Below are 25064 nucleotides of genomic sequence, written 5' to 3'. Positions count from 1 at the left end.
ATGTCAGACCAAGCCATGCCCGACCAACAGGCTGTCGATTGGGAAAGCATCCACCGCCGCCTTGCCGGCTGGCAGGCCAGCCTGGACCGGGGCTGGGTGCCAGATGAGGAAACCACCCGCCGCATCCTGCACCGCCGCAGCGTGGAACTGGCCAAGCCGCCGGCCGATGCCCTGCTGACCGATGGGCTGGAGGTCATGGAATTCACGGTGGGTGAGGAACGGTACGGCTTTGAGACGGCCTCGGTGGGCGAGGTGCTGCCCCTGGCCGGCCTGACCATCGTGCCCAAGACGCCGTCCTTCATCGCCGGGCTAACCACCGTGCGCGGCCAGGTGTTGCCCCTGATCGATCTGGGACGCCTGCTGGATCTGCCCAACGTGACGCCCGGCGACCTCCGGCGCGTGATCGTGCTGGGCCAGGGCCAGGCGCAGGGCCATGTCGATGGCGCCGTCGGCCTGCTGGTCACCAGCATCATCGGCGTCACCCAGGTGTCGCGCGCCGCGGTGCAGGCGCCACCCAGCGTCATCACCGGGCGCCAGCGCCATTACCTCACCGGCATCGTGCCGCCCCATCTCGCCCTTCTGGACGCCCGGCGCCTGCTGGCCGATCCGGACCTTGTCATTGAAGGGGGGACGGCGGCCCGCTAGGGCCGACGCGTCCTTCCACCCGCCCTGTCAAATTCCACCGTCCACGCACAGCCCCTCGGGAGCGCCGGTCATGAAGTATTCTGTCGGAATGAAAATCTGGATCTGCCTGTGCAGCGTCCTGTTCATTCTCCTGGTGGTGGCCGCCACCTCTTACGGCAACATCCGCCAGCTGACCGAAACCACCACGCTGCGCTCCCATTCCTATGAGGTGCAGGCCCGCCTGCTGTCCCTGCTGTCGTCCGCCCAGGACATGGAAACGGGCCAGCGCGGCTATCTCATCACCGGTGAGGACCGCTATCTGGAACCCTATCGCCAGGGCCTGGACACCATGGAAAAGGCCATGCAGACGGTGGCGACCCTGACCCTGGACAACCCGGTGCAGCAGCAGAACCTGGAACGGCTGCGCACGCCGGTGAAGGAAAAGGCGGCGGAACTGAAGGAAACCATAGACCTGCGCCGCACCCAGGGCTTTGAACAGGCCCGTACCGTCGTGCTGACCGACCGGGGCAAGCAGTCGATGGATGACATCCGCCGCATCGTCGCCACCATGCAGGCGGGTGAGGCGGAATTGCTGCGCGTGCGTGAGACGGCGGCGGCGGCCAGTGCCGAGAACACCGTGTGGGTCATCGCCGGCGGGGCGGTCGTCGCCGCGGCCTTCGTCATGATCTCCGGCGTGTTCCTGGCCCGCAACATCGCGACACCGCTGCGCACCATCACCACCACCGCCGAACGCATCGGCGCCGGCGACCTGACGGTGGTCGCCACCGGCGATGCGACGGACCGCGCGGACGAAGTGGGCATCCTGACCCGCACCTTCCACGCCATGACGGGCAACCTGCGCACCCTGGTGCGCGACCTGCGCGAGGGCACCAACGTGCTGGGCACGGCTAGCAGCCAGATCGTCACCATCACTGCCCAGGTGGCGGCCAGCGCCGCCGAGACGGCCACCGCCCTGGCCCAGACCAGCGCCACGATGGAAGAGGTGAAGAAGACCTCGCAGGTGTCCAGCGAGAAGGCCCTCTACGTCTCGCAGACGGCGCAGAGCACCGCGCAGATCTCCCAGAACGGCAAGCAGGCGGTGGAACAGTCCATCGAGGGCATCGGCAAGGTGCGCGAGCAGATCGGCGCCATCGCCGAGGCGGTGATGCAGCTGAGCGAGCAGAGCCAGGCGATCGGTGAGATCGTGGCCACGGTCAACGACCTGGCCGAACAGTCCAACCTGCTGGCCGTCAACGCCGCCATCGAGGCGGCACGCGCCGGCGAACAGGGCAAGGGTTTCGTCGTGGTGGCGCAGGAGGTGCGCAGCCTGGCTGAACAGTCCAAGCAGGCCACCACCCAGGTGCGCTCCATCCTGGGCGACATCCAGAAGGCCACGGCCACGGCCGTGCTGGCCGCTGAGCAGGGCAGCAAGGCGGTGGATGCCGGCGTGAAGCAATCGGTCGCCGCCGGCGAGGCCATCGACCGCCTGGCGCAGAGCATCGCCGTAGCGACGCAGGCCGCCACCCAGATCGCCGCCTCCAACCAGCAGCAGCAGGTGGGCATCGACCAGGTGGCGCTGGCCATGGAGAACATCAAGCAGGCCAGCATGCAGAACATGAACGCCACCAAGCAGGCGGAAACCGCCGCCCAGAACCTGAACGAACTGGGGCACAAGCTAAAGGTCATCACCGGCCAGTACCAGGCCTGAGGACGGTGGCATGAGCCAGTCGGACGATCAGCTGCTGAAGCGGTTGCTGGCGATGTTCGAGGTGGAGGCGGAGGAACACCTCTCCGCCATCGCCGCCGGACTGCTAGCCCTGGATCAGGCGCCGCCGCCTGACCGCGTGCAGGAGCTGGTGGAAACCATCTTCCGTGTGGTGCACACCCTGAAAGGGGCGGCACGCGCGGTCAATCTGGGCGCCGTCGTGGACGTGTGCCATGCCATGGAAAGCGTCTTCGCGGCGCTGAAGGGCGGCAAGCTGGCGCTGAGCCCGGCCGGCCTGGACCTGCTGCACCAGGGGTACAACCAGGTGCGCGGCCTGCTGGCCGGCAGTGCCGCCGCCGGCCCGGCGCAGGACCGCCTGGTGGCGGCGTTGGACGCCTATGCCGTGGGGATCGAGCCGACACTGGCCGTGGTGGCCGCCCCGCCGGCGCCGACCGCCACCACGCCCAAGACCAAGGCCCCGACCAAGGAACCGGCGCCGGAGCCCGCCCCGGCCGAGAAGGGGACGGAGAAGGCGGAGGAGGTGCCGGCCGAGGGCACGCCCCGCCTGGGCAGCCGTCCGACCCTGCGCATCGCCACGTCCAAGGTGGACGCGCTGCTGCGCCATGCGGAGGAACTGGTGTCCGCGCGCCTGGCCGCCGGGCGCCAGGTGTCCGACCTGTCGGGCCTGGCCTCGGAAATGGCGGAACGCGTCCGCTCGCACGAGCGGGGACGGCGCCGGCTGGAAGGGTTGGACGACACGCCGGCCGGCCGCGTGCTGAAGCAGCAGGGCGACACCCTGCGCTGGCTGTCCGGCCGCCTGACGCAGCTGGCCAATTCCGGCCGCCAGGATCTGCGCATCCTGGGCAAGATGCTGGACGGTCTGCTGGATGAGGCCAAGCAGGTGCTGATGGTGCCGGTGTCGGCGCTGCTGGATCCCATGGCGCCGCTGGTGCGCGACCTGGCCCGGGCCGAGGGCAAGGACGTGGATCTGATCATCCGGGGCGGCGACCTGGAAATCGACCGTCGCATCCAGGAAGAGATGAAGGACGCGCTGCTGCACCTGGTGCGCAACGCCATCGCCCACGGCATCGAGATGCCGGGCGCCCGCGAGGCCCAGGGCAAGCCGGCGCGCGGCACCCTGGCCATCACCGTGGCGCAGACGGAGGCCGGCCGGGCGGAGATCGCCATTTCCGACGACGGCGCCGGTTTCGACGTGGCCGGCCTGCGCACCGCCGCGACCGAACAGGGGCTGATGTCGGCGGCGGACGCCGCCGCGCTGGACGATGACGCCGCCCGGGCTTTGGCCTTCCGTTCTGGCCTGTCCACCAGTTCGCTGCTGACCGACGTGTCGGGGCGCGGCCTGGGCCTGCCCATCGTGCAGGAAAAGGTGGAGCGGCTGGGCGGGCAGATGGCGGTGGAATCCACCGTCGGCCTGGGCACCGTCTTCCGCATCCGCCTGCCGGTGACGCTGGCCAGCTTCCGCGGCGTGCTGGTGGAGGTGGAGCGCGCCTGCTTCATCCTGCCCACGGGCGGGGTGGAACGGGTGGCGCGGGTGCCGGTCGGTGCCATCGCCACGGTGGAGAACCGCGAGACGGTGCGGCTGGACGGCCGCACCCTGGGCCTGGTGCGCCTGGCCGACGTGCTGGGCCTGCCGCCCGGCCGGTCCAGCCAGACGCCGCCCACCCACCACACCGTGGCGGTGCTCAGCCGCGGCGGCCAGGCCATCGCCTTCATCGTCGACCGTGTGCGCGACGAGCAGGAGGTGCTGATGAAAAGCCTGGGGCCCCAGCTGGCCCGCGCACCCTACGTCACCGGCGCCAGCGTGCTGGCGACGGGCGAGGTGGCGTTGATCCTGAACGTGCCGGATTTGCTGGCCGGTGCGGCCCATGCGCCCAATAGCGCGCGAACAATGGTGGCCGTGTCGCGCAAGAAATCCATATTGATAGCGGAGGACAGCATCACCGCCCGCACGCTGTTCAAAAACCTGCTTGAGGCGGCGGGTTACCAGGTGCGGACGGCGGTGGACGGAATGGACGCCTGGACGGCGCTGACCAGCGACGCCACCTTTGACTTGCTGGTGTCGGATGTGGAGATGCCGCGCATGGGCGGGTTCGAGTTGACGGGCCGGGTGCGGGGCAACCCGAAGCTGGCCGACCTGCCGGTGGTGCTGATCACGTCGCTGGGATCGCGTGAGGATAAGGAACGGGGCATTGATGCGGGCGCCAACGCCTACCTGGTCAAGGACAGTTTCGACCAGGGCAACTTGCTGCAAATCGTCGGTCATCTGGTTTAAGGGACACTGTTTATGATCCGGGTTGTCGTCGCTGAAGACTCCCCCACGTTGCGTGAATACCTGGTCGCCATCCTGTCGGCTGAACCCGACATCGAGGTGGTGGCGATCGCTGTCGACGGTTTGCAGGCGGTGGAGGCCGTGGCCCGGCATCGTCCCGACGTGGTGACGATGGACATCCATATGCCGCGCCTGGGGGGCCTGGCCGCCACCCGCCGCATCATGGAAGAGACGCCATGCCCCATCGTGGTGGTCAGCAGCACGATGAGCGACCACGTGGCCGCCACCTTCCGCGCGCTGGACGCCGGTGCCGTGGCCTTCGTGCACCGTCCGGTGGGCGTGGGCCATCCTCGCCAGGCGATCGAGGCGGCGGAGCTGGCGCAGACCGTGCGCCTGATGGCCGAGGTCAAGGTGGTGCGCCGCTGGGTCAACCCGGCCAAGCTGCCCCGGCCCGAGGCGGTCCTCCGCCCCATGCCGGAGGTGGCGATGCCGTCCGGCACGCGCCCCGCGGTCATCGCCATCGGCGCCAGCACGGGCGGTCCCGTCGCCCTGCAGGCCATCCTGGCGGGACTGCCGGCGGGTTTCCCCATCCCGCTGATGGCGGTGCAGCACATCTCCCCCGGTTTCGTCAGCGGCTTCGCCGACTGGCTGGCCAGCGGCTCCGCCTTGCCGGTGCACGTGGCCAAGGCCGGTGAGGTGCCGCTGCCCGGCCATTTCTACCTGGCACCCGACAACGCCCACATGGGTCTGGCGAACGACGGCACCATCAAGCTGGACGCCGGCCCGCCGGAGAACAGCGCGCGGCCCGCCGTCTCCTATTTCTTCCGGTCGGTCAACCGCGTGCACGGCGCCCGCGCCGTGGGCGTGCTGCTGTCCGGCATGGGGGTGGACGGTGCCCTGGAACTGCGTGAGATGCGCGACGCCGGGGCCATGACCTTCGCCCAGAACAAGGAAAGCAGCATCGTCCACGGCATGCCGGGTGCGGCCATCGCGCTGGGTGGCGCCACCTCGGTGCTGAAACCCGAGGAGATCGCGACCCGTCTGGTCACCCTGGGGCGAAAGGCGGAGGAAAAATAGGCGATGCCGCACCGCACGGACGCGAAAACCATCCTCGTGGTTGATGATGAGCCCCAGGTTCTGGCGGCCATGGAAGACCTGTTCGATGATGAGTATCGCGTCCTGCTGCAAACCTCGCCCGAGGCGGCGCTGAAACTGGTGGAGGAAGAGGCCGACATTTCGGCCATCATCTCCGACCAGCGCATGCCCGGCCTGAACGGGCATGAGTTTCTCGGCATCGCCAGCCGCATGACGGATGCGCCCCGCATCCTGTTCACGGGATATTCCGATCTGGAGGCGGTGGTGGCCGCCGTCAACAAGGGCCAGATCTTCGGTTATGTCACCAAACCCTGGAACCCCCAGGAACTGCGCCAGGTGGTGCACAAGGCGGTGCAGCATTTCGACCTGCACCGCGCCCTGCTGGAGGAACAGCGGCTGCTGCGCCATCTGATGGACAGCGTGCCCGAGGCGATTTTCTTCAAGGACAAGCAGCACCGCTTCCTGCGCGTCAACCGTGCCGCCGGGCGCCAGCTGGGCCTGCGCGACCCGGCCGCCGCCTTGGGCCAGAGGGTGCGCGATTTCATCGAGCCTGAGCGCGCCCGGCCGATCGAGGCGCGCGAGCGCATGATCATGCGCACCGGGCGGGCGGTGGTGGACGCGGTGGAACGGCATGGCGACCGCTGGATGGCCGCCACCCTGGCGCCCGTGATCGGTGAGCACGGGGAGAACAACGGCCTGGTGGGCATCGCCCGCGACATCACCGACCGCATGCGGATGGAGGAGCGTATCGCCCGCCTGACCCGCATCCACGCGGTGCTGAGCGGCGTCAACGCCCTGATCGTGCGGGTGCGCGACCAGACCCAGCTGTTTGACGACGCTTGCCGCATCGCCACCGGCCAAGGCCAGTTCGGCGAGGCCTGGATCGGCCTGCTGGACAGCGGCCGCATCGTGCCGGCGGTGGCCAACGGCGTGGATTTGGGCGCCCTGCTGCCGGTGGCCGTCAGCCTGGACACGGCTGGCGACGCGGCCACCCGGGGCGACACCCTGGCGCAGGCGATCTCCGCCGTGCTGCAGGATCTGGTGCCGGTGGCGGCCTGCGACGGCATCGATGGGCTGACCACCCTGGTGCTGCCCTTGCTGACCGGCGGGGTCGCCGTCGGCGTCATGGTGCTGTCCGCCGCGGAAAAGGACCGGTTCGATGCCCAGGAGGTGGCGCTGCTGCGTGAGATGGCGGGCAACATCTCCTTCGCGCTGGACCATCTGCACAACGCCCGGCGGCTGGATTACCTGGCCTTTTATGACGGGCTGACGGGCTTGGCCAACCGGCGCCTGTTCACCGACCGCCTGTCGCAGCACCTGAACGCGGCGCACCAGGAACGGCGCATGGCCGTCGTGCTGGTGGATCTGGAACGCTTCCGCGGCATCAACGACAGTTTGGGCCTGGACATCGGGGACGAGGTCCTGCGCCTGGTCGCCGGCCGGCTGGCGGCGGTGGCGGCCAACACCGACGCCCTGGGCCGCATGGGGGCGGACTGTTTCGCCCTGATGCTGCCCGACATGAAAAGTGCCGCCGACGTGCTGCATCAGGTGCGGGAGCGCATCCTGCCGGTGTTCGACCCGCTGTTCGAGGCGGGCGGCGAACAACTGCGCCTGTCGGCCCGCGTGGGGGCGGCCCTGTTCCCCGACGACGCCCAGGACGGCGAGACCCTGTACGCCCATGCCGAGATGGCGCTGAAGAAGGCCAAGGACACGCGGGAGCGCCTGTTGTTCTACGCCGCCGGCATGAACAAGCACATGACCCAGGAACTGCGGCGGGAGACGCAGTTGCGCACCGCCCTGGACCATGACCAGTTCGTCCTGCACTACCAGCCCAAGATCGACCTGCGTGACGGCCGCATCACCGGGCTGGAGGCGCTGATCCGCTGGAACGAGCCGGGTGGCGGCCTGGTCGGCCCGGGGGAATTCATCCCCCTGCTGGAAGAATTGGGCCTGATCCATGAGGTCGGCGCCTGGGTGATGGACCAGGCGGTGGTGGATTTCCGGGCCTGGCGGGACCAGGGCCTGAACCCGCCCCGCATCGCCGTCAACGTTTCCTCCATCCAGCTCAGCCGCGATGATTTCGTCGATGCCATGACGGCCCGCCTGGCGCGGGATGAGGCGGCGCGTGCCTGCCTGGATGTGGAGATCACGGAAAGCGTGCTGATGCGCGACATCCGCACCTACATCCCCAAGGTGGCCGCCCTGCGCGACATGGGCCTGCACGTCTTCATCGACGATTTCGGCACGGGTTATTCCTCGCTGGCCTACATCGCCCGCCTGCCGCTGACCGCCCTGAAGATCGACAAGGCTTTCGTGGCCAGCATCAAGGACAGCGCGGAGGACACCACCATCGTCTCCACCATCATCTCGCTGGCCCACAGCCTGGGCCTGACGGTGGTGGCGGAAGGCGTGGAAACGCCGGAGCAGGCCAAGTTGCTGCACACCCTTTGCTGTGACGAGATCCAGGGCTATCTCTACAGCCGCCCCCTGCCGGCCGCGGCGGTGGCCGTCCTGCTGGCCGCCCCGCCGCCGGGACCGGCGCTGAAATAGTCTCAGAGTTCCGAGGCGAACGCGTCCAGTTGCGTCAGGCAGATGCCCCAACCCTGGAAGAAGCCCATGTCCTCGTGCTTCTTCCGGTCTTCCGGGTTTTTATGCCGTATGAGCGCCCGGTAGCGCGTTCCGCCCTCCACCGCTTCCATGGTGATTTCCGCCGTCATGAAGGCGTCCGCGTTTGGCCTGAACAGGGGCCCGAGGCCGTCGGTCCAGACCAGGCGGCGCTGCGGTTCGACGACCAGGATGCAGCCCGGCATTTCGGGGAAGGCGATCCCTTCCGGTGACTGCATGACGACGTTGAACACGCCGCCGGGTTTCAGGTCGATGGTCGCCTTGGCCACGCCGTTGGGCTTGGGCGCGAACCATTGCTTCAGCAATTCCGGCTCTGTCCAGGCGCGCCACAGCTGGGCCGGCGTGGCCTTCACGATACGCTCCAGCAGAAGGTCGAGGTCGTCATTCTTTTCCATCGGTCTGTTCCTTTGTGGCCAGGGCTTCAATGAAGGTGTCGAGTTGATCCAGGCGGGTCCCCCACCGGCGCCGTTCCTGTTCCAGCCAGCCTTGCGCGGCCACCAGCGCGTCAGGGCGCAGTTCGCACATCCGGACACGGCCGGTTTTCCGCGAGATGACCAGGTCGCTCTCTTCCAGCACCCGGATGTGCTTCATGAAGCTGGGCAGGGCCATGGGATGGTGCCGCGCGAGGTCACCGATGCTGGCGGGGCCACTGGCGAGTTGCGCGATCACGGCGCGGCGCGTGCCGTCCGAGAGCGAATGGAAGATTTGATCTAGGTTAGCCATATGGCTAAGTAATGCGAATTCCGCCCCGCCGTCAAGACACTAATCCAATTCGCTAAGTATCTTCGACGCTCCGCATGGTCCGGAAGGCGCCGGGTGCCAGGCCTGTCCATTTGCGGAAGGCGCGGTGGAAGGCGCTGGGCTCAGCAAACCCTAAGCGCGCCGCCAGGTCGGCGATGGGTTCCGTGCCGCCGGCCAGCGCCGTCACGGCCAGGGCACGGCGCAGATCGTCCTTGAGGCCCTGGAAGGGCTGGCCCTCCTGCGCCAGGCCGCGGCGCAGGGTGGCGGGGGAACAGCGCAGGGTCTGGGCCACCGTCTCGAAATCCGGCCACTCGACGGGCGGCGTGCGGTCCAGCAACTGGCGCACGCGCCGGGCGTAGCTGTCGGGGTTGCGGTAGCGCACCAGGAAGTTCTCCGGCGCCTTGGTCAGGAAGGCCACCGCCGTGCGGGAATCCTGGGCCACCGGCAGGGCCAGCAAGGCGTCGTCGAACCACAGGCGGGTGGCGTCCCGGCCGAAGCGCAGGGATGAGCTGTAGACCACCCGGTATTCCTCGGCATGCGGCGGGGCGGCATAGGCGAAATCGGCGGCGGTGATGGGGATGCGCCGCCGCACCAGCCAGCAGGCCAGGCCGTGCAGATAGGTCAGCAACGTCTCCTGCCCGAACATGGACGGCGGACGGCCGGGCACGGTGGGGCGGATTTCCAACCCGGCTTGCCGGCCTTGGCGGATGATGGTGACGCGCAGGCCGTCGAACACGGTATTGTAGGCGCGGACCGCCAGCTCCAGCGCGCGGCCCAGATCGCGCCCGCCCAGGGCCAGCAGGCAGATGATGGAGAAGGTGCCGATCTTCATGCGGCGCGCGTCCTGGCCGAAGAACTCGTCATCCAGCACTTGGGCCAGCAGGCGCAGCAGGGCGCCATAGGCCGCCACCGGCACGCGGGCACCCGGGGCGCCCAGCCCGGCCTTGCGGATCAGGGGGGCGGCATCCAGCCCTCGCTCGGTGGCGCAGGCCAAGGCCGCCGCCACGAAGTATGGCGCGACGCTGGCCTTATCCATGTGCGAAATTGACAAAAACGATCATAAAATTTAACAATCTTGATCATTCACGATTGGATCGATCATGTCTAAGGTTGCCGCCAATTGGAAGCCCGCAGAGGGCTTCATGGCCCGGGTTTAGGGAGGAAACCGCCCCGTGCTGATCACCGAAGAACAGGCCATGGTGCGCGACATGGCGCGTGCGTTTGCGCGTGAGCGCCTGGCGCCCGGCGCGGCGGAGCGCGACCGCACCAGCGCCTTTCCGGCCGCCGAGTTGCGTGAGATGGGCGATCTCGGCCTGCTGGGCATGCTGGTGCCGGAGGATTGGGGCGGCGCCGGCACCGACATCATTTCCTACGTGCTGGCGGTTGAAGAGATCGCGGCCGGTGACGGCGCCATCTCCACCATCATGAGCGTGCACAATTCCGTCGGCTGCGTCCCCATCCTGAAGTTCGGGACGGATGCGCAGAAGGAACGCTGGCTGCGCGCCCTGGCCTCCGGCCAGGCACTGGGCGCCTTCTGCCTGACGGAACCGCAGGCAGGGTCCGATGCCTCGGCGTTGAAGACCCGGGCGGTGCGCGACGGCGACCACTATGTCATCAACGGCGCCAAGCAGTTCATCACCAACGGCCAAAACGCCGGTGTGGCCCTGGTGTTCGCCGTCACCGATCCTGCCGCCGGCAAGAAGGGCATCTCCGCCTTCCTGGTGCCGACCGACACCCCCGGCTACACCGTGGCCCGGCTGGAGCACAAGCTGGGCCAGCGCTGCTCCGACACCGCGCACATCGTGCTGGAGGATGTGCGGGTGCCGGCGGATGCGATGCTGGGCGAAGCGGGCCAGGGCTATCGCATCGCACTGGCCAACCTGGAAGGCGGGCGCGTCGGCATCGCGGCCCAGGCGGTGGGCATGGCCCAGGCGGCGTTCGAGGCGGCACGGGACTATGCCCGCGAACGCACCAGCATGGGGGTGGCCATCATCGCGCACCAGGCCGTGGCCTTCCGCCTGGCCGACATGGCGACCCGGATCGAGGCGGCGCGCCAGCTGGTGCTGCACGCCGCCGCCTTGCGCGACGCCGGCCAGCCCTGTTTGACGGAGGCGTCGATGGCCAAGCTGTTCGCCTCGGAAATGGCGGAGCGTGTCTGTTCCGACGCCATCCAGACCCTGGGCGGCTATGGCTACGTCAATGATTTCCCGGTGGAGCGCATCTATCGCGATGTCCGCGTCTGCCAGATTTACGAGGGCACCAGCGATATCCAGAAGCTGGTGATTTCCCGCAACCTTTGAGAAGGGTGCCTGTCGCCATGAAGGTCCTGGTCGCGGTCAAGCGGGTCGTTGACTACAACGTGAAGGTCCGTGTGAAGTCGGACGGCACGGGTGTTGAGACGGCCAACGTCAAGATGTCGATGAACCCGTTCGACGAGATCGCGGTTGAGGAGGCGGTCCGCCTGAAAGAGGCGGGCAAGGCCACCGAGATCGTGGTGGTGAGCGTGGGCCCGACACAGGCGCAGGAAACGCTGCGCACGGCGTTGGCCATGGGTGCGGATCGCGCCATCCTGGTGCAGACCGATGCGGAGACGCAGCCGCTGGGCGTGGCCAAGGCGCTGAAGGCGCTGGCCGAGAAGGAACAGCCCGGCCTGGTGATCCTGGGCAAGCAGGCGATCGACGACGACGCCAACCAGACCGGCCAGATGCTGGCCGCATTGCTGGGCTGGGCCCAGGGCACCTTCGCCAGCAAGGTGGTGCCGGCTGAAGGCACCGTGGCCGTGACCCGCGAGATCGACGGCGGCCTGGAGACGGTTGAGCTGAAGCTGCCGGCGGTGGTGACCACCGACCTGCGCCTGAATGAGCCGCGCTACGCCTCCCTGCCCAACATCATGAAGGCGAAGAAGAAGCCGCTTGAGGTGGTGGATGCCGGATCCTTGGGTGTGGACCTCAGCCCGCGCCTGAAGACGCTGAAGGTGGTTGAGCCGCCCAAGCGCGCCGGTGGGGTGAAGGTGGGTTCCGTTGCGGAACTGGTGGCCAAGCTGAAGACCGAAGCGCGGGTGATCTGACCATGACCATTCTTGTTATCGCGGAGCCGTCGACGGACGGTGTGAAGGCCCCGACGCTGACCACCCTGGGGGCGGCGGCCAAGATCGGCGGCGACGTGCATGTGCTGGTGCTGGGCAAGGACGGTGCTGCCACGGCCCAGGTGGCCGGTGTTGCCAAGGTGCTGGTGGCCGATGGGGCGGAATACGCCCACGGCCTGGCGGAGAACGTGGCCCCGCTGGTGGTCAGCCTGACCCAGGCCGGTGGCTACGGCCACGTGCTGGCGCCCTCCACCACCTTCGGCAAGAACGTGGCGCCGCGCGTGGCGGCCCTGCTGGACGTGGCGCAGATCAGCGACATCATCGGGGTGGAGGGTCCCGACACCTTCAACCGCCCGATCTATGCCGGCAACGCCATCGCCACGGTGCAGTCCATCGACCCCGTGAAGGTGGCCACCGTGCGCGGCACGGCGTTCGAGCCGGTGGCGGCCACGGGCGGCAGTGCGGCGGTCGAGGCCGCCAGCGGCACGGGCGACGCCGGCCTGTCCAAGTTCGTCAGCCAGGAAGTGTCGAAGTCGGAGCGGCCGGAGCTGACCAGCGCGCGGGTGATTGTCTCCGGCGGTCGCGGCATGCAGTCGGGCGACAACTTCCCCCTGCTGGAGGCCCTGGCCGACAAGCTGGGTGCGGCGGTGGGCGCAAGCCGCGCGGCGGTGGATGCTGGCTTCGTGCCCAACGACTACCAGGTCGGTCAGACCGGCAAGATCGTGGCGCCGGAACTGTACATCGCGGTTGGCATCTCGGGCGCCATCCAGCACCTGGCCGGCATGAAGGACAGCAAGGTCATCGTCGCCATCAACAAGGACGAAGAGGCGCCGATCTTCCAGATCGCCGACTACGGCCTGGTCGCCGACCTGTTCAAGGCCGTGCCGGAACTGACCGGCGAGGTCTGAAGCCATAACACCGTGGAACTGGCCGGTCCCTTCACGGGGGCCGGCCATTTTTTTTATGGCGCGGCATACCCCGCCGCCCACAGGGGCGGGGCCGGCACCGCGTGCACGGCCATGGCCAACGAATGATCGCCGTTGAAGGTGGACGCCACCCGGACGATGATGCCGTTGTCTTACGGTGGCCGCATGGGTGGACGGGACGACGCCCTCTCATTGCCGGTGAAGGGGCCCCGGATTCCCCGCCGTTTTGGCGCCGCCGCCAGGCCCAAAAAAGTTGGTGGATTCTTGGACATCGTGAATCGTAAGCTAAATCAACGGCCTCCAGTTGGAGTGTTCCCCGCAGGCGCGGGGCTGAACCGGTTTATTCCGGAAAATCAAATTGGGGCGCCACGTGTTCCCCGCAGGCGCGGGGCTGAACCGTCCGATCCGGCGACCTACCGCTTCGATGTGGTGTGTTCCCCGCAGGCGCGGGGCTGAACCGGGCATCGCCTGTAACGTCTACGCCGCCATGCTGTGTTCCCCGCAGGCGCGGGGCTGAACCGAAACTCAGCCGTACCAGGCGTTTCGTTCAGCCGTGTTCCCCGCAGGCGCGGGGCTGAACCGGAACAGGGATGGGATCTGGCAGACGCCCTGCAGTGTTCCCCGCAGGCGCGGGGCTGAACCTGAAAGCACCCAGAGGGCGCGTCGCAATGTTCTGTGTTCCCCGCAGGCGCGGGGCTGAACCGCCGGCGCCATCCAGTATCTGGATCCCGGCGAAGTGTTCCCCGCAGGCGCGGGGCTGAACCGGAAATGGAGGATTTTACGGCCTGGCAGGTACGGTGTTCCCCGCAGGCGCGGGGCTGAACCGCGTTCCGTAGAGCCGCTCGTACTCCGCAAGACGTGTTCCCCGCAGGCGCGGGGCTGAACCGCTTATCAGGCGATCATGACGAGTACGCCTGGCGTGTTCCCCGCAGGCGCGGGGCTGAACCGGGTGCTGGACGCGTTTTGGTCCGGCCCTGGGTGTGTTCCCCGCAGGCGCGGGGCTGAACCGTCCCGCAGGAGCAGGGCGAGGGCCCTGACGGCGTGTTCCCCGCAGGCGCGGGGCTGAACCGTGTTCCAGATACTGGTGCGGATCGCCAGAAAAGTGTTCCCCGCAGGCGCGGGGCTGAACCGCAGGAGAGCCAATGCCAACCGAGCGTTGGTTCGTGTTCCCCGCAGGCGCGGGGCTGAACCGGGCGCCGCGAAATACGCCGACCGGAACTGGGAGTGTTCCCCGCAGGCGCGGGGCTGAACCGCGCTGTCGTCATATCGCGCCGAAGGAGCGAGAGTGTTCCCCGCAGGCGCGGGGCTGAACCGAACGTGGTGTCCTGGTGAACACCATCACGCGCGTGTTCCCCGCAGGCGCGGGGCTGAACCGGATCGCGTATGCGGCACGGCGCGCCATATCAGGTGTTCCCCGCAGGCGCGGGGCTGAACCGGTTGCGGCACAGTGCTGGCCGTAACGTTTCGCGTGTTCCCCGCAGGCGCGGGGCTGAACCGTGGCTCAGCGGTCACCGGCCGGATGGCCACACGTGTTCCCCGCAGGCGCGGGGCTGAACCGCATCAAGGAAAGCGGCCTCCGTCAGCCGCTGGGTGTTCCCCGCAGGCGCGGGGCTGAACCGCCGGACCTGTTCGCCCGCACGCTGCTGCCGTTGTGTTCCCCGCAGGCGCGGGGCTGAACCGCACTTGCCCCATGCCATGCCCTGTTCCCAGTTGTGTTCCCCGCAGGCGCGGGGCTGAACCGAGATGCTGCACCGGGTCTATGACCTGGCACCCGTGTTCCCCGCAGGCGCGGGGCTGAACCGCCCATGATGACCTTGCCGTCACGCACGAAAATGTGTTCCCCGCAGGCGCGGGGCTGAACCGCACTTGCCCCATGCCATGCCCTGTTCCCAGTTGTGTTCCCCGCAGGCGCGGGGCTGAACCGCCCATGATGACCTTGCCGTCACGCACGAAAATGTGTTCCCCGCAGGCGCGGGGCTGAACCGAACGCGCCCTCCGGCAGCACGGTGGACAACGGGTGTTCCCCGCAGGCGCGGGGCTGAACCGCTGGGTGGAAGGGCCTTGATAGGGCACACCCCGTGTTCCCCGCAGGCGCGGGGCTGAACCGTCACCATCAGGTCCCCGACATTCGTGACGCCTGTGTTCCCCGCAGGCGCGGGGCTGAACCGGGTCGTTCGACAGCGGCAATATTCAGATCAAAGTGTTCCCCGCAGGCGCGGGGCTGAACCGGCTGTTTTGTCCAACGCCTTCGGCACGGACCAGTGTTCCCCGCAGGCGCGGGGCTGAACCGCGGGCGTTGGGCGCCTGGGCGTCGCCGCGATGGTGTTCCCCGCAGGCGCGGGGCTGAACCGCTGGCCTACAACGCCCAGCGCGCCGACCACTCGTATTCTCCGCAGGCGGGGGCTGAACCGGCGATGCGTGAGTGGGGCGAAGTCGTCTCCGGGTGTTTCCTGCAGGCGCGGGGCTGAACCGCACGCCCAGGTTTGGGAGATGCGCCGCAAGGGGTGTTCCCCGCATGCGCGGGGCTAACCCGACCGCCGGCCGTGCGGCGACCGGGGTGCATCGGGCGATGGCATGATGGCCGAAAAGCGATCATTCATATTGACCGGTTCCCGGTCCTTTCCCACGATCCCGCCGTCGCGCCCGCCCTTGGGCGGAAAGCCTGTCTTTTAGGGAGCATCACCATGATCGGCCGCCTGAACCACGTCGGCATCGCCACCCCGTCCATCGAGCAGGCCGTGGCGGTCTATCGCGACCTGCTGGGCGCCACCGTGGTGCGGGAGGCGTTCGACCTGCCGGCGCAGGGCGTGCGCGTCTGTTTCATCGACACGCCCAACAGCCAGATCGAACTGATCGAGCCCTTGGGCGAGGCCTCGCCCATCCATGGCTTCCTGAAGAAGTTCCCCCAGGGCGGCCAGCACCATGTGTGTTTCGAGGTGCCGGACATCCACGCCGCCGCCGCCGACATGGCGGCCAAGGGCGCCACCGTGCTGGGCCAGCCGCGCATCGGCGCCCATGGCACGCCGGTGATCTTCGTCCATCCCAAGAGCATGGGCGGCGTGCTCGTGGAACTGATGGAAACCCCGGCCGGGACGCACTGAAGGGTCAGTTGGCACCTTGCGGGCCCGGGGTTTTCGGGCCCATTCTTGCCGGAAAGAATGGGAGATACCTCATGACCATACTCGGCTGGATCATTCTGGGCCTGATCTCGGGTTATATCGCCAGCAAGATCGTCAACCGCAGCGGCTCCGGCGTGGTGCTGGACATCCTGCTGGGCATCGTCGGCGCCTTTGTCGGCGGTTTCATTTTCAATGAGCTGGGGGGTGTGGGCATCACCGGCTTCAACCTTTACAGCATGGTGGTGGCCGTGGTCGGCGCCATCGTGGTGCTGCTGCTGTTCCGCATGCTGGGGCGCCGGCGCGTGGCATAAAGGCCGCCGGACTCAGTGCTGGTGGTGGAGGTCCGTCATCTCGGCGGGCATGGTGCCCATCATGTTGGAATCCAGGTTGGCCATGATCCACAGCGATCCGGCCACCACCAGGAAGACGATCAGCACGCCGAAGGCCAGGGCCAGCACGTTGTTGGTGTTGTCGGGCCCGGTGGTGATGTGCAGGAAGAACACCAGGTGCACGCCCATCTGCGCCACCGCCAGCACGGCCAGGCCGATGGGCACGCCGGGTGCCCACAGCACATGGGTGCTGGCCGCCCAGAACGAGGTGGCGGTCAGGATGATGGCCAGCGCCAGGCCGATGACATAGGTCCGCAGGCTGGACATCAGCTCTTCCCGGCTGTCGCCGGGGGCGGTGTCGCCGCCGGGCGCGCCGTGGCCGTGGTGTGGCCCAGGGTGCGGGGTGTCGGACATGTCAGCGCCCTCCCATCAGATAGACGATCGTGAACAGGGCCACCCAGATGATGTCCAGGGCGTGCCAGAACAGGCTGAAGCACATCAGCCGGTGCAGGACGGTGTCGCGCCAGCCCTTGTCGGCCACCTGGGCCACCATGACGACCAGCCACAGCAGGCCGATGGCCACGTGCGCGCCGTGACAGCCCACCAGGGTGAAAAAGGCGGAGAGGAAGGCGCTACGCTGCGGCGTGGCGCCCGCCATGATCATGCCGGCGAACTCCCGCAGTTCCAGCACCAGGAAGGCCCCGCCCAGCAGGAAGGTGATGGCCGCACCCGCGTAGAAGTAGGTGCGGTGCCGGGCGTCCATGGCCAGCGCCATCATCCCGCAGCTGAAGCTGGACAGCAGCAGCAGGGCCGTCTCCACCGCCACGTTCATGGGGTCGAACAGCTGGGCGCCCGTGGGTCCGCTCGCCGTCGCCCGCGCCAGCACGGCGTACGTGGCGAAGATGGCCGAGAACATGATGATGTCGCTCAGCAGGAACAGCCAGAAGCCGTAGGCGATGATGATGCGCTTGGGCGCCGGGCCGTCGGCGCTGCTGATCGGGGGCACGCCGTGGGCGCCGTGCGCCGAGGCGTGAGCGGTTTCGTGGAGCGTGGTGGCGGTCATGGCGTGGTCTCCGCCCAATAGGCCTGGTGGTGGGCGCGGTCGATGGCGGCCAGATCGTGGGCCGTGATCGCGAACTCGCTCTCATCGCGCCAGGCGAAGACCAGGGTGGTGACCAGGGCGCCTGCCAGGCCCAGGACAACCAGCCACCAGATGTACCAGATGAGGGCGAAGCCGGTGACGACGGCGAAGAAGGCGGTGACGAAGCCGGTGGCGCTGTTCACCGGCATGTGGATGTCCTCGTAGACCATGGCCTCGGCCAGGGCGATGCGCTCCGCCCGCGCCCGGCGCTTCATGTGCCAATAGGCGTCCTCCCCCTCCACCCGGGGCAGCACGGCGAAGTTCCAGGCCGGCGGGGGCGAGGGCGTGGACCATTCCAGGGTGCGGCCGTGCCAGGGGTCGCCCGTCAGGTCGCGGCGGCGGTCGCGCGTCTGGATGGACACGACCAGCTGGGCCACCAGGGCCACGATGCCCACCAGGATCAGCACGGCACCGGCGGCGGCCACCACCAGCCAGGGCTGCCAAGCGGGGTTGTCGTAATGCTGCAGGCGGCGGGTCATGCCCAGCAGGCCCAGCACGTACAGGGGCATGAACGCCAGGTAGAAGCCGATGAACCAGCACCAGAACGACAGCTTGCCCAGGCCCTCATGCAGGGTGAAGCCGAAGGCCTTGGGGAACCAGTAGGTGTAGCCGGCCAGCACGCCGAACACGACGCCGCCGATTACCACGTTGTGGAAATGGGCGATCAGGAACAGGCTGTTGTGCAGCACGAAATCGGCCGGCGGCACCGCCAGCAGCACGCCGGTCATGCCGCCGATGACGAAGGTGACCATGAAGCCGAGAGACCACAGGATGGGCGATGTGAAGCGCACCCGGCCGCCATACATCGTGAACAGCCAGTTGTAGACCTTCACCCCCGTCGGCACGGCGATGATCATGGTCATGACGCCGAAGAAGCCGTTGACGTTGGCGCCCGCCCCCATGGTGAAGAAGTGGTGCAGCCAGACGATGAAGGACAGGATGCAGATGGCCATGGTGGCCGCCACCATAGAGCGGTAGCCGAACAGCGGCTTGCCGGAGAAGGTGGAGATGACCTCGGAAAAGATGCCGAAGGCCGGCAGGATCAGGATGTAGACCTCCGGATGCCCCCAGGCCCAGATGAGGTTGATGTACATCATCGGGTTGCCCTGGGCGTCCACCGTGAAGAAGTGGAAGCCCAGGTAGCGGTCCAGCAGCAGCATGGCGAAGGTGGCGGTCAGGATGGGGAAGGCCGCCACGATCAGCAGGTTGGACGCCAGCGCCGTCCAGCAGAACACCGGCATGCGCATGTAACCCATCCCCGGCGCCCGCATCTTCAGGATGGTGGTCACCAGGTTGATGCCCGACAGCAGGGTGCCGACGCCCGATATCTGCAAGGCCCACAGATAGTAGTCTACGCCGACGCCCGGGCTGTACTGCATCTCGCTGAGCGGCGGATAGGCCAGCCAGCCGGTGCGTGCGAACTCCCCTATGACCAGCGAGATGTTGGTCAGCAGCACGCCCGACGCCGTCAGCCACAGGCTGACCGAATTCAGGGTGGGGAAGGCCACGTCGCGGATGCCCAGTTGCAACGGAACCGCGAAGTTCATCAGGCCCACCACGAAGGGCATGGCCATGAAGAAGATCATGATGGTGCCGTGGGCGGAGAAGATCTGGTTGTAATGTTCCGGCGGCAGATAACCGGGGTCGCCGGCCACCGCCATCGCCTGCTGCGCCCGCATCATCATGGCGTCGGCGAAACCGCGCAGCAGCATGACCAGCGCGAGGACGCAGTACATGACGCCGATGCGCTTGTGATCCACCGACGTCAGCCATTCCCGCCACAGATAGGGCCAGTGGCCCTTGGCGGTGACCCAGCCCAGCACGGCGAGGATGGCCAGGATCATCAGGCCCGACGCCGCCATGTCGATGGGCTCATGGATGGGAATGGCGCTCCAGCTCAGTTTGCCGAACATGCTCACTCCTTATTGGGCGCACCGGTTGGATGAACGATGGTGTTGAACAGCCCCGGCGCCACACTGCGGTAGACCGCGGGCGGCACCGCCCGGCTGGGCTGGGCCAGGGCGGCGTATCGGCCGGCGTCCAGCGGCGTGCCTTCCGCGCGCGCCTTTTCCACCCAGGCGTCGAAGTCGGCCTTGGGCACGGCGTCCAGGGTGAAGATCATGTCGGGGAAGCCCGCGCCGCTGAACTGGGCCGACAGGCCGGCATAGCGGCCGGGCTGGTCCGCCAGCAGGTTCAGGCGGGTGACCATGCCGGCCATGGTGTAGATCTGGCTGCCCAGTTGGGGCACGAAAAAGCTGTTCATGACGCCGTCGGACGTCAGGTGGAAATCCACCGGCGTGCCGGCCGGCACCACCAGCCGGTTGACGGTGGCGATGCCCTGTTCCGGGTAGATGAACAGCCATTTCCAGTCCAGCGACACCACCTCCACCGTCACCGGCTTTTCGGTGGAGGGCAGGGGCTTGGACGGTTCCAGATCGTGCGACCCCACCCAGCCGATGCCGCCCAGCAGCAGCACGGTCATGGCCGGGATGGCCCAGACCACCATTTCGATGCGGCCGGAATATTCCCAGTCGGGCCGGTACCGGGCGCGGGCGTTGCCGGCGCGAAACCACCACGCCACCCCCAAGGTCGCCAGGATGGTGGGCACGACGATGGCCAGCATGATGCCCAGGGAATTGATCAGGATGGTCAGTTCGGCCGACGCCACCGGCCCCTGCGGATCCATCACCCCGCCCGAACAACCCGTAAGCGCCAGGCCCGGACCCAGGCACAGGATGGCGGCGGCTGTGGCGGGTCGGGCCATGGCGCACTCTCCTCTGGGTGGGGAACTATGGATGGGGTGGCGCTGATCCAAGTGCCGGGCGCGGCGGCAGGTTCCCGGGTGGCGGCGAAAAAACTTCATGGCCGTTGGCGCCGAACACGGCGTGATTGGGCAAATCAGGACATTCCTGGCCAAGCGCTTACTTCACCGACCGAATAATCTTCCACCCAGGGTCGTGATCCGGCGGCCTGGCGGCCAGGGGCATTTCCCAACGCTGCCCAGGGGCCTTGGGGGGAATCAAGGATGCCATCTGTCACCGATATGCCGCGCGCCGCGCGCATGTTGCCACTTGTGATTGCCGTGGCGCTGGCCGGCTGCGGCGACCGTAAGCCCCCCCAGGCCGCCGCCGGCCCGCCGCCGGTGACGGTGGCGCAGCCCCTGCCGCATAAGATCACCGATTGGGATGAATTCACCGGCCGGTTCGAGGCGGTGCAGTCGGTGGAACTGCGCGCCCGCGTGTCGGGCTATCTGGACCAGATCAAGTTCCGCGACGGCCAGTTGGTGCAGAAGGGCGACCTGCTGTTCGTCATCGACCCGCGCCCCTTCCAGGCCACGCTGGACAAGGCCAATGCCGACGTGCAGCGGGAAAAGACCCGCCAGGCCCTGGCCGTGTCCGAACTGAAGCGCGCGGCGCAGTTGCTGGCCGCCCGCGCCATCAGCCAGGAGGAATACGACACCCGGGCACAAGCCGAGCAGGAAAGTGCGGCCGCCGTGGCATCGGCCACCGCCGCCGCGCGCTCCGCCGGCCTGGACCTGGAATTTACCCAGATCCGGTCACCCATCAGCGGGCGCATCGGCGACCGCCGCATCGACATCGGCAATCTGGTCAGCGGCGGCACGGCGCAAAGCACCCTGCTGGCCACCATCGTCACCCAGGACCCCATCTACTTCCTGTTCGACGGCAGCGAGGCGGACTTCCTGCGCTATAACCGCCTGGCGCTGGAGGGCAAGCGCGGGTCGTCGCGCGACACGCCCAACCCCGTCTATGTCCGGCTGATGGATGAGACCACCTGGACCCGCAAGGGCGAGATGGACTTCGTCGACAACCGGCTGGATCCCAATTCCGGCACGGTGCGCGGGCGCGCCGTCATCCCCAACCCCGGCGCCTTCCTGGTGCCCGGCACCTTCGGCCGCATGCGCCTGCTGGGCTCCGGTGAATACGACGCCCTGCTGATCCCGGATGAGGCCATCGCGTCGGACCAGTCGCACAAGGTCGTCATGACGGTGGCCGAGGATGGCACGGTGAATCCTAAGCCGGTGGAACTGGGCAACCTGGCCTACGGCCTGCGCGTGGTGAAGTCAGGATTGGCGCCGACCGACCGCATCATCATCAGCGGCCTGATGCGGGCCCGGCCCGGCGCCAAGGTGACGCCCCAGCCGGGGACCTTCGCCCCCGCCGCCGACCAGTAAGGGGCACCGGCCATGAGGTTCTCGCACTTCTTCATCGACCGGCCCATCTTCGCGGCCGTCATCTCCGTCCTGATCACGCTGGTGGGGGCGCTGGCCTATTTCGCCCTGCCGGTGGCGCAGTATCCGGAGGTCGCACCCCCCACCGTGGTGGTGACGGCGACATATCCCGGCGCCTCGGCCGAAACGGTGGCCAACACCGTCGCGGCGCCGTTGGAGCAGGAGATCAACGGCGTCGACGACATGCTGTACATGGTGTCGCAGAACACCGGCGACGGCGGCCTGTCCCTGACCATCACCTTCAAGCTGGGCACCGACATCGACAAGGCCCAGGTGCTGGTGCAGAACCGCGTGTCGGTGGCCCAGCCGCATTTGCCGGATGAGGTCAACCGCCTGGGGGTGACCACGCGCAAGAACTCCCCCAACCTGATGATGGTCATCCACCTGTATTCACCGGATGACAGCCTGGACCAGCTTTACATCTCCAACTACGCTACCTTGCAGGTGCGCGATCCCCTGGCCCGCATCGACGGCGTGGGCGACGCCCGCATCCGCGGCGCCGGCGACTATTCCATGCGCATCTGGCTGGATCCGGAAAAGGTCCAGACCCGTGGCCTGACCACGGCGGAGGTGGTGACGGCCTTGCAGGGCAACAACGTTCAGGTGGCGTCGGGCCAGCTGAACCACCCGCCCATCCCCACGCCCGGCGCCTTCGAGGTGCAGGTGCAGACCCTGGGCCGGTTGACCGACCCCAGCCAGTTCGCCGACATTGTCATCAAGTCCGACGCCCAGGGCCGCGTCACCCGGGTGCGGGACGTGGGCTGGGTGGAACTGGGCGCCCTGGACTACAACACCTATTCCTACGTCGACGGCAAGCGGGCGGCGGCCATCCTGATCTATCAGCGGCCGGGGTCCAACGCCCTGAAGACGGCGGCCAACGTGCTGTCGTCCATGGAAACCATGAGCCACGACATGCCGAAGGGCATGGCCTACAAGGTGGTCTACAACCCCACCGAATACATCGCGGAATCGGTCAACGAGGTCTACCACACCATCTTCGAGGCGGTGGTGCTGGTGGTCATCGTCGTCATCGTCTTCCTGCAATCGTGGCGGGCGGCCCTCATCCCCATCGTGGCCATCCCCATCTCGCTCATCGGCACCTTCGCCATCATGGCGGCGGCGGGTTTCTCCCTCAACAATTTGTCGCTGTTCGGCCTGGTGCTGGCCATCGGCATCGTCGTCGATGACGCCATCGTGGTGGTGGAGAATGTGGAGCGCAACCTGGGCCAGGGCCTGACGCCGCGCGAGGCGGCGCACAAGACCATGGACGAGGTGGGCGGCGCCCTGATCGCCATCGCCGTGGTGCTGACCGCCGTCTTCCTGCCCACCACCTTCCTCACCGGCATTTCGGGGGAATTCTACCGCCAGTTCGGCATCACCATCGCCGCCGCCACCATCATCTCCATGCTGGTGTCCCAGACGCTCAGCCCGGCGCTGGCGGCCCTGCTGCTGAAGCCGCATGAGCATGTGCATGAGGGGCCCCGGCGCGGCTTTCACCCCGTGGCCCGCTTCTTCGCCGGCTTCAACCGGGGTTTCGACTGGCTGTCGGACCGCTACGGCCGCCTGACCGGCCATCTGGTGCGGCTGGCCACGGTGGTGCTGCTGGTCTATGCCGGGCTGATCGTGCTGGGCGGCGGCGTCATCGCCCGCACCCCCACCGGTTTCATTCCGGACCAGGACCAGGGCTATTTCATCACCGTCATCCAGTTGCCGCCCGGCTCCTCCATCTCCCGCACCGATGCCATCCTGCGCCATGTCCAGGATCTGCTGGCGGCGCGGCCGGGGGTGACCCACACGGTGGGTTTCGCCGGGTTCGACGGCGCCACCTTCACCAACGCCCCCAACGCCGGCGCCGTCTTCGTCCGCACCGCCCCCTTCGCGGAGCGCGCCAAGCAGGGGCTGACCACCCGGGGCATCTTCGGCGACCTGCAAAAGACGCTGCAACAGATCGACGGCGCGCTGATCCTGCTGATCCCGCCGCCGACGGTGCCGGGCATCGGCTCGTCGGGCGGGTTCAAGCTGTATATCGAGGATCGGCGGTCGCGTGGCCTTCAGGCCCTGGCGGCGGCGACGCAGGAGATGATGGGCGTCGCCAACCAGACACCGGGTCTGAGCAGCGTCTTCAGCCTGTACAACACCCGCACGCCCCAGGTGTACGCCGACATCGACCGGGTGAAGGCCGACATGCTGGGCGTGCCGCCCTCACGCATTTTCGACACCCTGAACGTTTATCTGGGGTCGGCCTTTGTCAACGACTTCAACCTGCTGGGCCGCACCTACCGCGTGACGGCGCAGGCCGACGGTGTCAGCCGCATGGATGTGCGCGACATCGCCTATCTGCGGACGCGGTCCGACAACGGCGGCCTGGTGCCCCTGGGCTCCGTCGCCACTTTCCGCGACATCACCGGGCCCTACCGCGTGCCGCGCTACAACCTGTACCCGGCGGCGGAGCTTCAGGGCTCCCCGGCACCCGGCACCTCCAGCGGCCAGGCCATCGCCGCCATCGAGGCCTTGGCCAAGGAGCACCTGCCCGACGGTTTCGCCATCGAATGGACGGAGCTGACCTATCAGCAGATCATCGCCGGCAACACCGCCCCCATCGCCTTCGGCCTGGCCGTGGTGTTCGTCTACCTGCTGCTGTCCGCCCTGTATGAAAGCTGGATGCTGCCGCTGTCGGTCATCCTGATCGTGCCCATGTGTCTGCTGACGGCGCTCAGCGGCGTGCTGTTCCGCGGCATGGACAACAACATCCTGACCCAGATCGGCCTGGTGGTGCTGGTCGGACTGGCGGCCAAGAACGCCATCCTGATCGTGGAATTCGCCAAGCAGGCGGAGGAGGAGGGTAAGGATCGCTACACCGCCGCCGTGCAGGCGGCCCAGACGCGCCTGCGTCCCATCCTCATGACCTCCTTCGCCTTCATCCTGGGCGTGGTGCCGCTGGTGACGGCGCAAGGGGCGGGATCGGAGATGCGCCAGGCCCTGGGCACCGCCGTCTTCTTCGGCATGCTGGGCGTCACCTTCTTCGGCCTGCTGTTCACGCCGGTGTTCTATGTCGTCTGCCGCTGGCTGGCCATCCGTTTCACCGGCAATCCCAAACCGGCGCCGTTGCCGGCACCCGGCCCGCACACGGTTTGA

The 25064-nt window shown here is 67.8% G+C and carries 19 protein-coding genes and 1 CRISPR repeat array; of the genes, 12 read left to right on the top strand and 7 right to left on the bottom strand.

Annotation, left to right across the window (positions count from 1 at the left end; translation table 11 throughout):
• The 5 genes from PW843_07835 to PW843_07815 all read left to right on the top strand — a co-directional run bounded on the left by PW843_07835 (nt 1) and on the right by PW843_07815 (nt 8264).
• The gene (locus PW843_07835) at nt 1–645 is read left to right on the top strand and encodes a chemotaxis protein CheW (GenBank protein MDE1146519.1); all 645 of its coding nucleotides are present in this window, start codon (nt 1–3) and stop codon (nt 643–645) included.
• An 88-nt stretch (nt 646–733) separates the two neighbouring features.
• Nucleotides 734–2332: a CHASE3 domain-containing protein gene (locus tag PW843_07830; GenBank protein ID MDE1146518.1), complete on the top strand. Its 1599-nt coding sequence runs from the start codon at nt 734–736 to the stop codon at nt 2330–2332.
• Nucleotides 2333–2342: 10 nt separating this feature from the next.
• A complete protein-coding gene (locus PW843_07825) occupies nt 2343–4622 on the top strand; it encodes a response regulator (GenBank protein MDE1146517.1) in 2280 nt (759 codons plus the stop codon).
• Nucleotides 4623–4634: 12 nt separating this feature from the next.
• Nucleotides 4635–5696, top strand: coding sequence for a chemotaxis-specific protein-glutamate methyltransferase CheB (gene cheB / locus PW843_07820; GenBank protein ID MDE1146516.1), 1062 nt, complete (start codon nt 4635–4637; stop codon nt 5694–5696).
• 3 nt (nt 5697–5699) lie between these two features.
• On the top strand, nt 5700–8264 hold the full coding sequence (locus PW843_07815) for an EAL domain-containing protein (GenBank protein ID MDE1146515.1): 2565 nt from the start codon (nt 5700–5702) through the stop codon (nt 8262–8264).
• A 2-nt stretch (nt 8265–8266) separates the two neighbouring features.
• On the opposite strand, the gene PW843_07810 is transcribed toward PW843_07815, so the two are convergent.
• The 3 genes from PW843_07810 to PW843_07800 are packed head-to-tail and all read right to left on the bottom strand — an operon-like array spanning nt 8267 to nt 10116.
• Nucleotides 8267–8734 (bottom strand): SRPBCC family protein, encoded by a 468-nt coding sequence (locus PW843_07810; protein MDE1146514.1) that lies wholly within the window; start codon nt 8732–8734, stop codon nt 8267–8269.
• Nucleotides 8721–9062: a metalloregulator ArsR/SmtB family transcription factor gene (locus tag PW843_07805; protein ID MDE1146513.1), complete on the bottom strand. Its 342-nt coding sequence runs from the start codon at nt 9060–9062 to the stop codon at nt 8721–8723. The genes PW843_07810 and PW843_07805 overlap by 14 nt, the downstream gene beginning before the upstream one ends.
• Nucleotides 9063–9114: 52 nt before the next feature.
• Entirely contained in the window at nt 9115–10116 is a 1002-nt protein-coding gene (locus tag PW843_07800; protein ID MDE1146512.1) for an AraC family transcriptional regulator, read from the bottom strand.
• A 136-nt stretch (nt 10117–10252) separates the two neighbouring features.
• Here PW843_07800 and PW843_07795 point away from each other — a divergent pair, with 136 nt between their 5' ends.
• The 5 genes from PW843_07795 (at nt 10253) to PW843_07775 (ending at nt 16521) form a co-directional block, all read left to right on the top strand.
• Nucleotides 10253–11380 carry an acyl-CoA dehydrogenase family protein gene (locus PW843_07795; GenBank protein MDE1146511.1) on the top strand — a complete coding sequence of 376 codons (1128 nt, stop codon included), beginning with the start codon at nt 10253–10255 and terminating at the stop codon, nt 11378–11380.
• Between the two features lie 17 nt (nt 11381–11397).
• The gene (locus PW843_07790) at nt 11398–12147 is read left to right on the top strand and encodes an electron transfer flavoprotein subunit beta/FixA family protein (GenBank protein MDE1146510.1); all 750 of its coding nucleotides are present in this window, start codon (nt 11398–11400) and stop codon (nt 12145–12147) included.
• Nucleotides 12148–12149: 2 nt separating this feature from the next.
• Nucleotides 12150–13073, top strand: a complete 924-nt coding sequence (locus PW843_07785; GenBank protein ID MDE1146509.1) for an FAD-binding protein — start codon at nt 12150–12152, stop codon at nt 13071–13073.
• Nucleotides 13074–13400: 327 nt separating this feature from the next.
• A CRISPR array of direct repeats spans nt 13401–15624; the repeat unit is 29 nt; unit sequence GTGTTCCCCGCAGGCGCGGGGCTGAACCG.
• Nucleotides 15625–15775: 151 nt separating this feature from the next.
• Nucleotides 15776–16192, top strand: coding sequence for a methylmalonyl-CoA epimerase (gene mce, locus PW843_07780; GenBank protein ID MDE1146508.1), 417 nt, complete (start codon nt 15776–15778; stop codon nt 16190–16192).
• A 71-nt stretch (nt 16193–16263) separates the two neighbouring features.
• Nucleotides 16264–16521, top strand: a complete 258-nt coding sequence (locus tag PW843_07775; protein MDE1146507.1) for a GlsB/YeaQ/YmgE family stress response membrane protein — start codon at nt 16264–16266, stop codon at nt 16519–16521.
• 12 nt (nt 16522–16533) lie between these two features.
• Here the strand turns inward: PW843_07775 and cyoD are convergent, their stop codons facing one another.
• Genes cyoD through cyoA form a run of 4 tightly spaced genes read right to left on the bottom strand, consistent with a single transcriptional unit; the run spans nt 16534 to nt 20444 of the window.
• Nucleotides 16534–16953, bottom strand: coding sequence for a cytochrome o ubiquinol oxidase subunit IV (gene cyoD / locus PW843_07770; protein ID MDE1146506.1), 420 nt, complete (start codon nt 16951–16953; stop codon nt 16534–16536).
• A 1-nt stretch (nt 16954) separates the two neighbouring features.
• The gene (locus tag PW843_07765; GenBank protein MDE1146505.1) at nt 16955–17602 is read right to left on the bottom strand and encodes a cytochrome (ubi)quinol oxidase subunit III; all 648 of its coding nucleotides are present in this window, start codon (nt 17600–17602) and stop codon (nt 16955–16957) included.
• On the bottom strand, nt 17599–19593 hold the full coding sequence (gene cyoB, locus PW843_07760) for a cytochrome o ubiquinol oxidase subunit I (protein MDE1146504.1): 1995 nt from the start codon (nt 19591–19593) through the stop codon (nt 17599–17601). The genes PW843_07765 and cyoB overlap by 4 nt, the downstream gene beginning before the upstream one ends.
• Nucleotides 19594–19595: 2 nt before the next feature.
• Nucleotides 19596–20444 (bottom strand): ubiquinol oxidase subunit II, encoded by an 849-nt coding sequence (gene cyoA / locus PW843_07755; GenBank protein MDE1146503.1) that lies wholly within the window; start codon nt 20442–20444, stop codon nt 19596–19598.
• 261 nt (nt 20445–20705) lie between these two features.
• Between cyoA and PW843_07750 the strand changes: the two genes are divergently transcribed.
• Entirely contained in the window at nt 20706–21872 is a 1167-nt protein-coding gene (locus PW843_07750) for an efflux RND transporter periplasmic adaptor subunit (GenBank protein MDE1146502.1), read from the top strand.
• 12 nt (nt 21873–21884) lie between these two features.
• The gene (locus PW843_07745) at nt 21885–25064 is read left to right on the top strand and encodes a multidrug efflux RND transporter permease subunit (GenBank protein MDE1146501.1); all 3180 of its coding nucleotides are present in this window, start codon (nt 21885–21887) and stop codon (nt 25062–25064) included.

It is taken from the genome of Azospirillaceae bacterium (genome assembly GCA_028283825.1).
Lineage (GTDB): Bacteria > Pseudomonadota > Alphaproteobacteria > Azospirillales > Azospirillaceae > Nitrospirillum.
This window is presented reverse-complemented; position numbering and strand designations above follow the sequence as displayed.

What these genes read in the sequence shown, in the direction of transcription:
- PW843_07835 (MDE1146519.1), top strand. Translation starts at nt 1, where the DNA reads ATGTCAGACCAAGCCATGCCCGACCAACAGGCTGTCGATTGGGAAAGC.
- PW843_07830 (MDE1146518.1), top strand. Translation starts at nt 734, where the DNA reads ATGAAAATCTGGATCTGCCTGTGCAGCGTCCTGTTCATTCTCCTGGTG.
- PW843_07825 (MDE1146517.1), top strand. Translation starts at nt 2,343, where the DNA reads ATGAGCCAGTCGGACGATCAGCTGCTGAAGCGGTTGCTGGCGATGTTC.
- cheB (MDE1146516.1), top strand. Translation starts at nt 4,635, where the DNA reads ATGATCCGGGTTGTCGTCGCTGAAGACTCCCCCACGTTGCGTGAATAC.
- PW843_07815 (MDE1146515.1), top strand. Translation starts at nt 5,700, where the DNA reads ATGCCGCACCGCACGGACGCGAAAACCATCCTCGTGGTTGATGATGAG.
- PW843_07810 (MDE1146514.1), bottom strand. Translation starts at nt 8,734, where the DNA reads ATGGAAAAGAATGACGACCTCGACCTTCTGCTGGAGCGTATCGTGAAG.
- PW843_07805 (MDE1146513.1), bottom strand. Translation starts at nt 9,062, where the DNA reads ATGGCTAACCTAGATCAAATCTTCCATTCGCTCTCGGACGGCACGCGC.
- PW843_07800 (MDE1146512.1), bottom strand. Translation starts at nt 10,116, where the DNA reads ATGGATAAGGCCAGCGTCGCGCCATACTTCGTGGCGGCGGCCTTGGCC.
- PW843_07790 (MDE1146510.1), top strand. Translation starts at nt 11,398, where the DNA reads ATGAAGGTCCTGGTCGCGGTCAAGCGGGTCGTTGACTACAACGTGAAG.
- PW843_07785 (MDE1146509.1), top strand. Translation starts at nt 12,150, where the DNA reads ATGACCATTCTTGTTATCGCGGAGCCGTCGACGGACGGTGTGAAGGCC.
- mce (MDE1146508.1), top strand. Translation starts at nt 15,776, where the DNA reads ATGATCGGCCGCCTGAACCACGTCGGCATCGCCACCCCGTCCATCGAG.
- PW843_07775 (MDE1146507.1), top strand. Translation starts at nt 16,264, where the DNA reads ATGACCATACTCGGCTGGATCATTCTGGGCCTGATCTCGGGTTATATC.
- cyoD (MDE1146506.1), bottom strand. Translation starts at nt 16,953, where the DNA reads ATGTCCGACACCCCGCACCCTGGGCCACACCACGGCCACGGCGCGCCC.
- PW843_07765 (MDE1146505.1), bottom strand. Translation starts at nt 17,602, where the DNA reads ATGACCGCCACCACGCTCCACGAAACCGCTCACGCCTCGGCGCACGGC.
- cyoB (MDE1146504.1), bottom strand. Translation starts at nt 19,593, where the DNA reads ATGTTCGGCAAACTGAGCTGGAGCGCCATTCCCATCCATGAGCCCATC.
- cyoA (MDE1146503.1), bottom strand. Translation starts at nt 20,444, where the DNA reads ATGGCCCGACCCGCCACAGCCGCCGCCATCCTGTGCCTGGGTCCGGGC.
- PW843_07750 (MDE1146502.1), top strand. Translation starts at nt 20,706, where the DNA reads ATGCCATCTGTCACCGATATGCCGCGCGCCGCGCGCATGTTGCCACTT.
- PW843_07745 (MDE1146501.1), top strand. Translation starts at nt 21,885, where the DNA reads ATGAGGTTCTCGCACTTCTTCATCGACCGGCCCATCTTCGCGGCCGTC.